General features: G+C 69.0%; 11 protein-coding genes. 6 read left to right on the top strand and 5 right to left on the bottom strand.

From position 1 onward, the window contains the following. Positions 1–21 precede the first annotated feature (21 nt). The 3 genes from E5P3_RS12565 to E5P3_RS12555 are packed head-to-tail and all read right to left on the bottom strand — an operon-like array spanning position 22 to position 2561. Positions 22–402 carry a VOC family protein gene (locus E5P3_RS12565; RefSeq protein ID WP_162586283.1) on the bottom strand — a complete coding sequence of 127 codons (381 nt, stop codon included), beginning with the start codon at positions 400–402 and terminating at the stop codon, positions 22–24. Next, the gene (locus E5P3_RS12560; RefSeq protein WP_162586282.1) at positions 399–1388 is read right to left on the bottom strand and encodes a hydroxymethylglutaryl-CoA lyase; all 990 of its coding nucleotides are present in this window, start codon (positions 1386–1388) and stop codon (positions 399–401) included. Before E5P3_RS12560 ends, E5P3_RS12565 begins: the two co-directional genes overlap by 4 nt. Before the next feature lie 12 nt (positions 1389–1400). Next, on the bottom strand, positions 1401–2561 hold the full coding sequence (locus tag E5P3_RS12555; protein WP_162586281.1) for a CaiB/BaiF CoA transferase family protein: 1161 nt from the start codon (positions 2559–2561) through the stop codon (positions 1401–1403). 122 nt (positions 2562–2683) lie between these two features. On the opposite strand from E5P3_RS12555, the gene E5P3_RS12550 reads away from it, so the two are divergent. Beyond that, positions 2684–3619, top strand: coding sequence for a LysR family transcriptional regulator (locus E5P3_RS12550; protein WP_162586280.1), 936 nt, complete (start codon positions 2684–2686; stop codon positions 3617–3619). Positions 3620–3931: 312 nt separating this feature from the next. On the opposite strand, the gene E5P3_RS12545 is transcribed toward E5P3_RS12550, so the two are convergent. Continuing rightward, positions 3932–4144, bottom strand: a complete 213-nt coding sequence (locus E5P3_RS12545; protein WP_162586279.1) for a hypothetical protein — start codon at positions 4142–4144, stop codon at positions 3932–3934. Positions 4145–4339: 195 nt separating this feature from the next. On the opposite strand from E5P3_RS12545, the gene E5P3_RS12540 reads away from it, so the two are divergent. Further along, positions 4340–6088, top strand: a complete 1749-nt coding sequence (locus E5P3_RS12540; protein ID WP_197893962.1) for an adenylate/guanylate cyclase domain-containing protein — start codon at positions 4340–4342, stop codon at positions 6086–6088. 22 nt (positions 6089–6110) lie between these two features. Here E5P3_RS12540 and E5P3_RS12535 read toward each other — a convergent pair whose 3' ends face one another. Then, on the bottom strand, positions 6111–6986 hold the full coding sequence (locus E5P3_RS12535; RefSeq protein WP_162586277.1) for a class I SAM-dependent methyltransferase: 876 nt from the start codon (positions 6984–6986) through the stop codon (positions 6111–6113). Between the two features lie 111 nt (positions 6987–7097). On the opposite strand from E5P3_RS12535, the gene E5P3_RS12530 reads away from it, so the two are divergent. The 4 genes from E5P3_RS12530 to E5P3_RS12515 all read left to right on the top strand — a co-directional run bounded on the left by E5P3_RS12530 (position 7098) and on the right by E5P3_RS12515 (position 12725). Beyond that, positions 7098–7787 (top strand): winged helix-turn-helix transcriptional regulator, encoded by a 690-nt coding sequence (locus E5P3_RS12530; RefSeq protein WP_197893961.1) that lies wholly within the window; start codon positions 7098–7100, stop codon positions 7785–7787. Positions 7788–7910: 123 nt separating this feature from the next. Further along, positions 7911–9743, top strand: a complete 1833-nt coding sequence (locus E5P3_RS12525; RefSeq protein WP_162586276.1) for an FAD-dependent oxidoreductase — start codon at positions 7911–7913, stop codon at positions 9741–9743. A 58-nt stretch (positions 9744–9801) separates the two neighbouring features. After that, positions 9802–11673 carry a 2-oxoacid:acceptor oxidoreductase subunit alpha gene (locus E5P3_RS12520; RefSeq protein ID WP_232073111.1) on the top strand — a complete coding sequence of 624 codons (1872 nt, stop codon included), beginning with the start codon at positions 9802–9804 and terminating at the stop codon, positions 11671–11673. Further along, entirely contained in the window at positions 11670–12725 is a 1056-nt protein-coding gene (locus E5P3_RS12515; RefSeq protein ID WP_162586275.1) for a 2-oxoacid:ferredoxin oxidoreductase subunit beta, read from the top strand. The genes E5P3_RS12520 and E5P3_RS12515 overlap by 4 nt, the downstream gene beginning before the upstream one ends. The last annotated feature ends 43 nt before the right edge of the window (positions 12726–12768 follow it).

The following is a 12768-nucleotide window of genomic DNA, read 5'->3' as shown; positions in this document are numbered from 1 at the left end:
AATACGGATACGGTGTGCTGTTCAGGCCTTCAATTCCGAGATCTCGATGAGGTTGAGATCCGGGTCGCGCACGTAGACCGAGCGAATGCGCGAGACCGCGCCGGTGCGCATCACGGGGCCCTCGATGATGGGCACCTGCTTCTCGGCGAGGCGCGCGATCACCTCGTCGAGCGGCACCGCGGCGATGAAGCACAGGTCCAGCGCGCCGGGCATCGGGACCTGCGCCTTGGGCTCGAACTCGTGGCCTTTCACGTGCAGGTTGATCTTCTGGTTGCCGAAGCGGAAGCCCTTGCGCCCCTCGCCGAAGGTTTCGAGCGCCATGCCCAGGACCTCGACGTAGAAGCGCACGCAGGCGGGCTCGTCGGCGGTGGTGAGCACCAGGTGGTCCAGGTGGTCGATCATGGCTGCAGCTCCTTGGTGCCTTGGTCGCGCGCCTTCGCCCGCAGGGCGATCTCCGCGAAATCCGCCGGTGGCGCGTGGCGGGTGAGCCGATGGCCGGCGCGGGAGACCTGGGCCGGGAGCGCGTGCTGCACCAGCGCTTCGAGCTGTGCCGCCGCGCCGATCAGGCCGTCGAGGTCCATGCCCGTGTCGTAGCCCATGCACTGCAGCATGTGGACCACGTCCTCGGTCGCCACATTGCCGCTCGCGCCGGGCGCATAGGGGCAGCCGCCGATGCCGCCCAGCGACATGTCGAGGCGGCGCACGCCCGATTCGACCGCCGCCACCGTGTTGACCAGGCCCATGGCGCGCGTGTTGTGGAAATGCGCGGTGAACTCCAGCGCGGGAAAACGCGTGAGCGCACTCGCGCAGACTTGCTGCACCTGCGTGGGATAGGCCATGCCCGTGGTGTCGCACAGCGTGATGCCGGCCACGCCCTGCTCGGCGAAGCGCTCGATCCAGCCCAGCACGCCATCGAGCGGCACCTCGCCCTCCATCGGGCAGCCGAAGACACAGGACAGCGAGACGTTCACCGGCACCGCCGCCCGCCGCGCCAGCGCGATCACCTCGGCCAGCTGGGCGAAGGACTGCGCGCGGGTCATGCGCAGGTTGGCCAGGTTGTGGGTCTCGCTGGCCGACATCACGACGTTGAACTCGTCGACGCGGCTGTCGAGCGCCCGCTCGCCGCCGCGCAGGTTGGGCACCAGCGCGGTGTAGACCACGCCGGGCCGGCGTGCGATGCGGCTCATGACCTCTTCGCCGTCGCGCAGGGCCGGGATGGCCTTCGCGGAGGTGAAGGAGGTCACCTCGATCTTCGCGTAGCCGAGGCCGCTCAGGCGATCGATCAGCGCGATCTTGTCCTCGGTGGGGATGAAGCGGCTTTCCATCTGGAAACCGTCGCGCGTGGCGACCTCGTTGATGTGCAGGCGCGTGCCATTGCCGGTGTTCATGTCGCTATCCTTTCAGCGTGTGCGCACGGGCCAGCCGGCACCTGGTTGCAGTTGATCGTCGTGCTCGCCCAGGCGCGGCGCCGGATGCGCGATGCGGCCCGGCGTGGCGCTGAGCTTGGGCACGATGCCGGGCACCTTGAGCGTGCGGCCGTCGGAGGTCGGTGCCTCGACGATCATTTCGCGCGCCAAATATTGGGGGTCGCGTGCGATATCGGCCACCGTGTAGATGCGCCCGACCGGCACGCCGGCGGCATCGAGTGCGGCCAGCACCTCGTCGCGGCTGCGCTGCACCGTCCATGCTTCGATCGCGGCATCGAGCATCTCGACCTGCTGCACCCGGCCGTCGTTGTGGCGCAGCGCCGGGTCGTTTTCGAGGTCCGGCCGCTCGATCGCGCGCATCAGCCGGCGGAAGATGCTGTCGCCGTTGCCGGCCACCAGCACGTAGTGGCCATCGTTGCAGCGGTAGGCGTTGGTGGGCGCGATGCCCGGCAGCGCACTGCCGGCGCGTTCGCGCACCGCGCCGAAGGCGTCGTACTCGGGCAGCAGGCTCTCCATTACGTTGAAGACCGACTCGTAAAGCGCCACGTCGATGAACTGGCCTTCGCCGCCATGGGCTGCGCGGTGGTAGAGCGCCATCAGCACGCCGATCACGCCGTGCAGCGCCGACAGCGTGTCGCCCAGCGAGACGCCCACCCGCACCGGCACCCGGCCCGGCTCGCCGCTCAGATAGCGCAGGCCGCCCATCGATTCGCCGAGCACGCCGAAGCCGGGCTTGTCGCGGTAGGGGCCGGTCTGCCCATAGCCCGAGATGCGCAGCATCACCAGCTTCGGATTGAGCGCATGCAGCTGTTCCCAGCCCAGGCCCCAGGCCTCCATCGTGCCGGGCTTGAAGTTCTCGATCAGCACGTCGGCCTCGAGCGCCAGGGCCCGCACCGCCTCCTGGCCTTCGGCGCTGCGCAGGTCCAGGCAGACCGAGCGCTTGTTGCGCGACTGCACTTCCCACCACACGGAGGTGCCGTCGCGCAGCATGCGCCACTTGCGCAAAGGGTCGCCGACCTCGGCCGGCTCGACCTTGATCACGTCGGCGCCGAACTCGGCCAGCGTCTTGCCGGCGAAGGGGCCGGCGATGAGCTGGCCGAGCTCCAGGACCTTGAGGCCTTCGAGTGCGTTCATGGCGTTGCGTTTGTCTCTTGAGTGGAATGGCCTCCACTGTAGGAACGCCGCGCCGCCAGCGGAATTGCTTTGACGGCAGCAGGCCTTCGCAGAATGCGAAGGCCCTCTCTAGAATCTCGCCCATGGCCCGCACCATCAACCCGGCCCGCGTCGATTTCGTCACCCTGCGCCTGTTCTGCGCGGTGGCGCAGACGGGCAGCATCACCAAGGGCGCGGAAGCCTGTCACCTGGCGCTGTCTGCGGCGAGCCGGCGGCTTTCGGACTTCGAGACTGCCACCGGCTCGAAGCTGCTGGAGCGCAGCGCCCAGGGCATTGCCCTGACGCCCGCCGGCCACGTGGCCATGCAGCACGCGATGCGCCTGTTCCAGGGCTTCGAGCAGTTCAGCAGCGAGCTGGGCGACTACGCGAGCGGCGTTCGCGGCCACGTGCGGCTGTGGGCCAACATGTCGGCGCTCACCGAGTTCCTGCCTACGGCACTCGCGACTTTCCTCGCGCGGCATCCCGACATCCGCGTCGAGGTGGAGGAGCAGCTGAGCGGCGACATCGTGCGTGCCCTGGTCGACGGACTGGCCGACGTCGGCGTGTTCGCCGAGAACACACCGGCCTACGGCCTGGACATCGCGCCCTTCCAGACCGATGAGCTGGTGGTGCTGTGCGCACGGCAGCATCCGCTGGCGAGCCTGAAGCGGGTGGACTTCAAGACCTGCCTGGCCTACGAATTCGTGGGACTGAATCGCAGCAGCTCGCTGCTGGAGCTGACCTCGCGCGCCGCCGAGCAGGCGGGCATCCCGATGCGGTTGCGCGTGCAGGTGCGCAGCTTCGACGCGATGTGCCACATGATCGCGGCCGGCCTGGGCATCGGCGTCGTGCCGCTGGCGGCTTGCTCGGCGCAGGTCAGCGTGCTGGACCTGCGCGTGCTGCGGCTGAAGGATGCGTGGGCGGTGCGGCGGCTGCTCATGGCGACGAAGACGGGGGAGAACCTGTCGGCGGCGGCGGGGTTGCTGGTGAAGCACTTGGCGGGGCTGTCGGAGACGGACAAAGGCGCCGGGCGCGGGTGAGCTTGCGCTGGTCCGTGCCTTTTGAAGGGACGGCGGGTTGCGAATGATTTCTCGCCTTTTGTAGCGGCAGCCTGACGAGGCCAGCGGCCATTCCTAGCATTTGCCGATTCCCGGCTTCACGCGCTGCGGCCTGAGGGTCTGGTGCGTGTACCGAAAAGGATGGCACCGCTCGCGCGGCGTGCCTGCCCTGTGCGCACCGCGCACGGTCCCGAACGTCTCCTGGACATCCCTTATGAACAGAACACACCGTAGTCTTTGGAACTCCGCCCTTGGCGCTTGCGCTGGTAAGTGCCTGGCGAGCCAGGCGCGCTGCTAGGCTTTCGGCACGATCAGGCCATCGCGCACATAGCGCTCGTATTCGGCGATCGGCAACGCGGCGCTCTGCGTGTTGCCGGCGTCGCCCCAGCTGAGCACCGCGCTGTCGTCCGCCAGGTCCACTTCGACCGGCCCCTCGGGGATCCGGATCATGGGGCCGTCACCGGCCCGGTAATTCACCTCTCCCTTGACCATCGCATTGGCGGCCATGTCGTCGACTAATGCTGTGCAGTTTGGATGCATCCCAGACTAAGGCCATGCCGGGTGCGCGGCGTCGTCGAAGACGCTCCGCGTCTGTAGGCCGGCGCAAATGATGCGGTCGCGGCGGATGCGATCAGCATCCCTCCGCCCCCGCGACGAGCGTAATATGCACCGGCCCTGGTGTTCCCTATGGAGTTGACGTCGTTGAACTCGGCTGATCTCAGACAGCGCCTGCTGGCGATCGTCGCGGCGGACGCAGTCGGCTATTCGCGCCTGATGGCGGGCGACGAGCACGGCACCGTGGCCGCGCTCGATGCTGCGCGCGCGGTCTTCCGCAGCCGCATCGAGGCCGGTCATGGCCGCGTGATCGACATGGCCGGCGACTCGGTACTCGCCGTGTTCGAGACGGCCGCCGGCGCGGTGACGGTCGCCATCGCCGTCCAGCAGGAACTGCGCGCGTCCACCGCTGCCGTGCCGCAGGATCGGCGGATGCACTTTCGCATCGGCATCCACATGGGCGATGTGATCGAGAAGGCGGACGGCACGGTCTACGGCGATGGGGTGAACATCGCCTCGCGCCTGTGCGCGGTGGCCGAGGCGGGCGGCATCGTCGTGTCCGACGCGGTGCACGGGGCCGTGCGCGACAGGATCGTCGCCAGCTTCGTCGACCAGGGCGAGCAGCCGATGAAGAACATCGCGCACCTGGTCCACGCCTTCCAGCTGAAGCCGGCCGAGCCCGCGCCTGCGCCAGCGCGTGCCCTGCGCCCGCCGGACCGGCCTTCGCTGGCGGTGCTGCCCTTCACCAACATGAGCGGAGACCCGGAGCAGGAGTACTTCGCAGACGGCATCACCGAGGACATCATCACCGACTGCTCCAAGATCTCCGGCCTGTTCGTGATCGCGCGCAACTCGACCTTCACCTTCAAGAAGCAGAACGTCGACATCAAGGATGTCGGCGCCAAGCTGGGCGTACGGCACGTGCTCGAGGGCAGCGTGCGGCGCCACGGAATGAGGGTGCGCATCAACGTGCAGCTCATCGATGCTGAATCCGGCGGACACGTCTGGGCGGACCGCTACGACCGCGACCTCGAGGACATCTTCCTGGTGCAGGACGAAGTCACGCGCAAGATCGTGGAAACGCTCGAGGTGCGGCTCACCGGCAACGAGGAGGCACGCCGTCAAGAGCGCGGCAAGGTCAACGGCGAGGCCTATGACTATCTCTTCCGCGCCAAGAGCTGCATCCTGCAGTTCACCGAACCGGCACTGGCCGAGACGCGCGAAATGCTGGAGCGCGCGCTGGCCATCGACCCGGACATGGCGCAGGCCTACGCCTACCTGGCGATCGCCCGTGGCGTGGAATACGCCAACGCCTGGAACGGCCGCACGGAGCATGACCTGGAAGAGAACCTCGCAATAGCACGCAAGGCCCGCGCAGCGGACCCTTCCGAGCCCATGGCGCATCACGCGCTGTCCAACGCGCTCATGTGGCTGCGCCGGCTGGACGAGGCGGAGAGCGCGGCGCGGCGGTCGATCGCGCTCGACCCGAATTCCTCGCAGAGCCATGGGACGCTCGGCATCATCCTGGACTTCGCCGGGCGGCACGAGGAGGCGGTCGAATCGCTCGCGCAGGCACTGCGCCTCGACCCGCAGTTCAGCCTGTGGCGGCACGCGCAGGGGCGGGCTCAGTTCGCCCTCGGGCGGTACGCCGAGGCCGAAGTGAGCTTCAAGCGCCGACTGATCCACATGCCGGGATCGGACGTCACACGGGCCTACCTGGCTTCGATCTACGGCCACACCGGCCGCCACGACGAGGCCGGCCGGATCTGGCGCGAGCTGATGGCCCTCCATCCCGGCTACGGGATCGAACTCACGCTGCGCGTGCTGCCCTACAGCGACCCCGCGCCGCTCGATCAGTTCGTGGCGGGTCTGCGCAAGGCCGGGTTGGCGACTTGAACCCGCACGGGCAGCCGCTCGATCACGAGACCGTTCCCGCTCCCACCAGCATCTCGCACGGCGCCTCGAACCCGTCAGCGGTCTCGAAGGCACGCAGGGCCTCTTCGATCGCGCGCCAGGCCTCGGCCCGCTGCGCTTCGTCCAGGCCCACCATCATCTGGTGCAGCGCGCCGAAGGATTCCCGCTCGAAGCGCACGCACTCGGCCGCGCTCGGCAGCCGCACCGGCGACGGCACCCTGCGGACCTCGATCTCGCCGAGGCCGGCCTTGGCCAGCGTGGCCTCGAGCACGCCCTCCCCGCCCAGCGAGAAGGGCCCGGGCTGCCCCGGCAGCGGCGGCGGCAACCCGGCGCGCTCGCGGATGATCTTCACCGGGATCGAGAAGAAGGCGTTGCGCTCGGGTGTCGAGTACACGACCACCGACACCCGCCCGCCCGGCCGCAGCGCCCGCCGCATGCCGGCCAGCGCGCGCTGCTGGTCGGGAAAGTAGATCAGGCCGACGCGGCTGATCGCGGCATCGAAGCTCGCTGCCGGCAGGGTGTCGAGCGCCTCGCCGTCGAGCTCGCGGACCTCGAGGTTCGCCAGCCCGGCGGCGCGGGCATCGGCGGCGGCGCGCTCAAGCAACGCAGGCGCGATGTCCGTGGCGAGCACATGGCCCGAGGCTCCCACGCGCCGCGCGGCGCCGATCGACTGCTCGCCGGCACCGGCCGCGATGTCGAGCACGCGCGAGCCCGGCCCGATGCGCGCCAGCTCGAACATGGCGTCGGTCGCGTCGCCGAGCCAGCGGCCGAGGAAGGGTCCCCAGCGGTGCCAGGCCTCGGCCGCGGACTGCCATTGCGCGCGGGTGGTGGTCTTGAAGGCGGCGGCGTCGAAGACAGGCGGGGCGGCGACAGTGCTCATGGTGCATCTCCTTGGGGTGAAGTAATGCCGCAAGGATGGCCGCGCCCCGGTCGCCGCGCCAGTCCAGAATCTGTACTGGTCTCCGGGCGCGCGAAGCGCTAGATTGGCGCCATGATCGACTACGGCCAGTTCTGCACCGTCGCACGAGGCGCCGAGGTGCTGTGCGAACGCTGGACGCCGCTGGTGGTGCGCGAGCTGATGTGCGGCAGCACGCGCTTCAACGACATCCGGCGCGGCGTGCCGCGCATGTCGGGCTCGCTGCTCGCGCAGCGCCTGCGCAAGCTCGAGGAGGTCGGCGTGGTCACTCGCGTCCAGGGCACGGGTCCTTCGGCTGAATACCACCTGACCGGCGCCGGCGAGGAGTTGCGCCCGATCGTGATGGCGCTGGGCCACTGGGGCGCGCGCTGGATCGGCAGCCGCCTCAAGCGCGGGCAGCTCGACGCGGGCTTCCTGATGTGGGACATCCGCCGCTTCGTGCACCTCGACGAATGCCCCCCCGGGCGCTGCATCGTGGTCCACTTCCGCTTCACCGATGCGCCGGAAGGCGAGCGGCGCTGGTGGCTGGTGATCGACCAGGGCACCGCCGATCTCTGCCGCGACAACCCGGGCGACGAGCCGACGCTGGTCGTCGAATGCACCGTGCTCGCGCTGACCGAGATCTGGACCGGCGACCGGGAGGCCGAAGACTCGATCCGCGAGCGGCGGGTGCGCATGACCGGCGGTGTGCGCGATGCCCGCGATCTCTGGCGCTGGCTGGGCCGCAGCGCCTTCGCCGAGACGCGGGCCGCGGCGCGGGGCTGATGCACCCATGCCACGCTGAGGGCTTTCACCGAGCCCCCTTTGTGCCGCACGCGGCGCATACTGGCGGAAAAGCCCGCATCGGCCCACCCACGAGGGCCACGGGCGGCAGCAAGGAGACAAGCTTTGCAGCGAACCGATATCGCGAACCCGGCCTACTTCCACAAGGTCGTCGATTGCCAGTACGCCTGTCCGGCGCACACCCCCGTCCCCGAGTACATCCGGTTGATCGCGCAGCGCCGCTACAGCGACGCCTACATGATCAACTGGGCCTCGAACGTCTTCCCCGGCATCCTCGGGCGCACCTGCGACCGGCCGTGTGAGCCGGCCTGCCGGCGCGGCCGGGTCGAAGAGAGCAATGCGCAGAAGCCGGAGCCCGTGGCGATCTGCCGGCTCAAGCGCGTCGCGGCCGACATGAAGGGCGACGTGCGCGCGCGCATGCCGACCCTCGAGCCGCGCAACGGCAAGCGCGTCGCCTGCGTGGGCGCCGGGCCGGCCTCGCTCACCGTCGCGCGCGACCTGGCGCCGCTGGGCTACGAGGTGACGGTGTTCGACGAGGAGGCCAAGGCCGGCGGCTTCATGCGCACGCAGATCCCGCACTTCCGCCTGCCCGAGTCGGTGATCGACGAGGAGACCGGCTACATCCTGGATCTGGGCGTCGAGTTCCGCAGCGGCGAGCGCATCGGCTCGATGAAGGCGCTGATGGCGCAAGACTGGGATGCGATCTTCGTCGGCTGCGGCGCGCCGCGCGGACGCGATCTCGACCTGCCCGGCCGCCGGGAGGCCGCGGCCAATATCCACATTGGCATCGACTGGCTGGCTTCCGTCTCCTTCGGCCACATCACCGGCATCGGCCAGCGCGTGATCGTGCTGGGCGGCGGCAACACGGCGATGGACTGCTGCCGGTCGGCGCGACGCCTGGGCGGCAGCGACGTGAAGGTGATCGTGCGCAGCGGCTTCGAGGAAATGAAGGCCTCCCCCTGGGAGAAGGAGGATGCGCAGCACGAGGGCATCCCCATCATCAACTTCCATGTACCCAAGGCCTTCGTCCACGAGGACGGCAGGCTGGTGGGCATGCGCTTCGAGATCGTCCGCGCGCAGTACGACGCCCAGGGCCGGCGCTCGCTGGTGCCCACCGGCGAGCCCGAGGCCTTCTTCGAGTGCGACGACGTGCTCGTGGCGGTGGGCCAGGAGAACGCCTTCCCGTGGATCGAACGGGACTGCGGCATCGACTTCGACAAGTCGGGCCTGCCGGTGCTGGACAAGAGCACCTTCCAGGCCACCGCGCCGAACGTGTTCTTCGGCGGCGACGCGGCCTTCGGCCCCAAGAACATCATCGAGGCCGTGGCCCATGGGCACGAGGCCGCGGTGTCGATCGACCGGCTGCTGCACGGCGAATCGATCGAGCTGCGCCCTGCCCCCATGACCAACCTGATGTCGCAGAAGATGGGCATCCACGAGTGGAGCTACGACAACGACATCACCAACGACCTGCGCTACAAGGTGCCCTGGGCCAAGGCGGAGACTGCGCTGGCCAGCATCCGGGTCGAGGTGGAGCTGGGCTTCGACGCCGCCACTGCCTTCAAGGAGGCCGAGCGCTGCCTCAATTGCGATGTGCAGACCGTGTTCACCGAGGTCGCGTGCATCGAGTGCGATGCCTGCGTGGACATCTGCCCGATGGACTGCATCAGCTTCACCGCCAACGGCGAGGAGGCGGAGCTGCGGCAGCGATTGAAGGCACCCGCGCTCAACCTGGCGCAGGATCTGTACGTGTCCGGCGGGCTGAAGACCGGCCGCGTGATGGTGAAGGACGAGGACGTCTGCCTGCACTGCGGCCTGTGCGCCGAGCGCTGTCCCACCGGGGCCTGGGACATGCAGAAGTTCCTGCTGAAGATGACGCCGGCGGGCCCGGCAAGCCGCGATGCGAAGCTCGCGCCGAAGCAGGGGGTGCCGGCATGAGAACCCAGGCCGCTCCCAATTCGAACAGCACCGCAGCGCATGGCGCGGAGCTTAGCCAATGAGTGCGACACTTCCGCCCAAGGGCGTGCAGGCCCCTTCGGCGAACGTAGGGGCCGTGCCCTCGATCACGGCGGTCAACGACTTCGTCATCAAGTTCGCCAACGTCAACGGCTCGGGTTCGGCCTCGGCCAACGAGCTGTTCGCCAAGGCCATCCTGCGCATGGGCGTGCCGGTGAGCCCGCGCAACATCTTCCCGAGCAACATCCAGGGCCTGCCGACGTGGTACGAAGTGCGCGTCTCCGAGCAGGGCCACATGGGGCGGCGCGGTGGCACCGACATGATGGTGGCGATGAATCCGCAGACCTGGGACGCCGACGTGGCCGAGCTGGAGCCCGGCGGCTACCTGTTCTACGACAGCACGCGCGCCCTGCCGCCGTCGAAGTTCCGCGACGACATCCGCGTGATCGGCATGCCGCTCACCGAGATCTGCAACGCGGTCTACCACGACCCGCGACAGCGGCAGCTGTTCAAGAACATCGTCTACGTGGGCGCACTCGCCGTCCTGCTGGGCATCGAGCCGCAGGTGGTCGAGAAGCTGCTCGGCGAGCAGTACAGGGGCAAGGAGAAGCTGCTGGCCTCCAACGTGCAGGCCCTGCACCTGGGCTGCGACTTCGCGCGCGAGCACCTGCGCGAGACGGTGGGGCTGCAGGTGCGGCGCGCCGACCGCGTGGGCGAGCGCATCTTCGTCGACGGCAACAGCGCCGCGGCACTGGGCTGCGTGTACGGCGGCGCCACGGTCGCGGCCTGGTACCCGATCACGCCCTCTTCCTCGGTCGCCGAGGCCTTCCAGAAGTACTGCGCCAAGTTCCGCGTGGACCCGGCCACCGGCCAGAACCGCTTCGCCATCGTGCAGGCCGAGGACGAGCTGGCCTCCATCGGCATGGTGGTCGGCGCCGGATGGAACGGCGCGCGCGCCTTCACCGCAACCTCGGGCCCGGGCATCTCGCTGATGACCGAGTTCATCGGGCTCGCCTACTTCGCCGAGATCCCCGTCACCCTCATCAACGTGCAGCGCGGCGGACCTTCCACCGGCATGCCCACGCGCACCCAGCAGGCCGACATCCTGTGCTGCGCCTACGCCTCGCACGGCGACACCAAGCACGTGCTGCTGTTCCCCGAGGACCCGCACGAGTGCTTCGAGCACGCCGCTGCCGCGCTGGACCTGGCGGACCGCCTGCAGACCCCCGTGTTCCTGATGACAGACCTGGACATCGGCATGAACCAGCGCCTGTGCGCCCCCTTCGAATGGGACGAGAGCCGCACTTACGACCGCGGCAAGGTCATGACGGCCGAGGAGCTGGAGGCCGGCCGCGACTTCGGCCGCTACAAGGACGTCGACGGCGACGGCATCCCCTGGCGCACCCTGCCCGGCACGCATCCGACCAAGGGCAGCTTCTTCACACGGGGCACCACGCGCGACGCCTACGCCCGCTACTCGGAGCGCGGGCCCGACTACATCTACAACATGGAGCGCTTGCTGAAGAAGTTCGCGACCGCCGCCACGATGGTGCCGCAGCCCGTGCTGCGGCCGGCCGCGCAGGCCACGGACCTGGGCGTGATCTATTTCGGATCGACCAGCCCCGCCATGCACGAGGCGCTGGAAGCGCTCGAGGCCCGCGGCATCCACCTGGATGCGATGCGGCTGCGCGCCTTCCCCTTTCCGGAGAGCGTCGTGCAGTTCCTGGCCGAGCACCGCCAAGTCTTCGTGGTCGAGCAGAACCGCGACGCGCAGATGCGCAGCCTGCTGATCAACGAACTCGACATCGACCCGGCCCGGCTGGTGCGCGTGCTGCACTTCGATGGAACGCCCATTACGGCGCGCTTCGTCACCGGGGCGATCGCTGCGCATGTGACGGGGGGAACCGCATGACCTATCTCGCCAAGCCCAAGCTGCACCACCCCACGCTGGCCACCAACAAGGTCGGCTATACGCGGCGCGACTACGAGGGCAAGATTTCCACGCTGTGCGCCGGCTGCGGCCACGACTCGATCTCGGCCGCCATCATCGAGGCCTGCTGGGAGCTGGACATCGAGCCCCACCGCGTCGCCAAGCTCTCGGGCATCGGCTGCAGCTCCAAGACGCCGGACTATTTCCTGGGCGCCTCGCACGGCTTCAACACCGTGCACGGCCGCATGCCCAGCGTGCTGACCGGCGCCAACCTGGCCAACCGCGACCTGCTCTATCTCGGGGTCTCGGGCGATGGCGATTCGGCATCCATCGGCCTGGGCCAGTTCGCCCACGCCATGCGGCGCGGCGTGCGCATGGCCTACATCGTCGAGAACAACGGCGTCTACGGCCTCACGAAGGGCCAGTTCTCCGCCACCGCCGACGAGGGCTCCAAGAGCAAGAAGGGCGCAATCAACACGGACAGCCCGGTGGACCTCGTGGCCATGGCCCTGCAGCTGGGCGCCACGTACGTCGGGCGTGGCTTCTCGGGCAACAAGGCCCAGCTGGTGCCGCTGATCAAGGGCGCCATCAGCCACGGCGGGGCCGCCTTCATCGACGTGATCAGCCCCTGCGTGGCCTTCAACAACCATCCGGGCAGCACCAAGAGCTACGACTACGTGCGCGAACACAACGAGGCGGTGAGCCGCATCGATTTCATCCAGGGGCGCGAAGCGATCACCGCGGACGTGGCGCCGGGCGAGGTAATGGACGTGCGCCAGCACGACGGCACCCTGCTGCGGCTGCGCAGCCTGCACGCCGGCTACAACCCCGGCGACCGCCACGCCGCCATGTCGCACATGCAGCGGCACCAGGAAATGGGCGAGGTGGTGACCGGCCTGCTCTACGTCGATCCACTGGCCACCGACCTGCACACGGCGCTCAACACCAGTGCCCGCCCGCTCAACCAGCTGGGGCCCGGCGAGCTGTGCCCGGGCGCCCCGGCGCTGGAAAAACTCAACGCCTCCTTGCGCTGAGCCCGAGCCCGTCGCAACATCGCGCTTTTGCTGGAGGGCGGAC

The organism is Variovorax sp. RA8, from assembly GCF_901827175.1.
Lineage (GTDB): Bacteria > Pseudomonadota > Gammaproteobacteria > Burkholderiales > Burkholderiaceae_C > Variovorax.
The sequence above is the reverse complement of the archived record's forward strand: the minus strand, read 5'-3'. Positions and strand labels throughout refer to the sequence as shown.

What these genes read in the sequence shown, in the direction of transcription:
- E5P3_RS12565 (WP_162586283.1), bottom strand. Translation starts at nt 402, where the DNA reads ATGATCGACCACCTGGACCACCTGGTGCTCACCACCGCCGACGAGCCC.
- E5P3_RS12560 (WP_162586282.1), bottom strand. Translation starts at nt 1,388, where the DNA reads ATGAACACCGGCAATGGCACGCGCCTGCACATCAACGAGGTCGCCACG.
- E5P3_RS12555 (WP_162586281.1), bottom strand. Translation starts at nt 2,561, where the DNA reads ATGAACGCACTCGAAGGCCTCAAGGTCCTGGAGCTCGGCCAGCTCATC.
- E5P3_RS12550 (WP_162586280.1), top strand. Translation starts at nt 2,684, where the DNA reads ATGGCCCGCACCATCAACCCGGCCCGCGTCGATTTCGTCACCCTGCGC.
- E5P3_RS12545 (WP_162586279.1), bottom strand. Translation starts at nt 4,144, where the DNA reads ATGGCCGCCAATGCGATGGTCAAGGGAGAGGTGAATTACCGGGCCGGT.
- E5P3_RS12535 (WP_162586277.1), bottom strand. Translation starts at nt 6,986, where the DNA reads ATGAGCACTGTCGCCGCCCCGCCTGTCTTCGACGCCGCCGCCTTCAAG.
- E5P3_RS12530 (WP_197893961.1), top strand. Translation starts at nt 7,098, where the DNA reads ATGATCGACTACGGCCAGTTCTGCACCGTCGCACGAGGCGCCGAGGTG.
- E5P3_RS12520 (WP_232073111.1), top strand. Translation starts at nt 9,802, where the DNA reads ATGAGTGCGACACTTCCGCCCAAGGGCGTGCAGGCCCCTTCGGCGAAC.
- E5P3_RS12515 (WP_162586275.1), top strand. Translation starts at nt 11,670, where the DNA reads ATGACCTATCTCGCCAAGCCCAAGCTGCACCACCCCACGCTGGCCACC.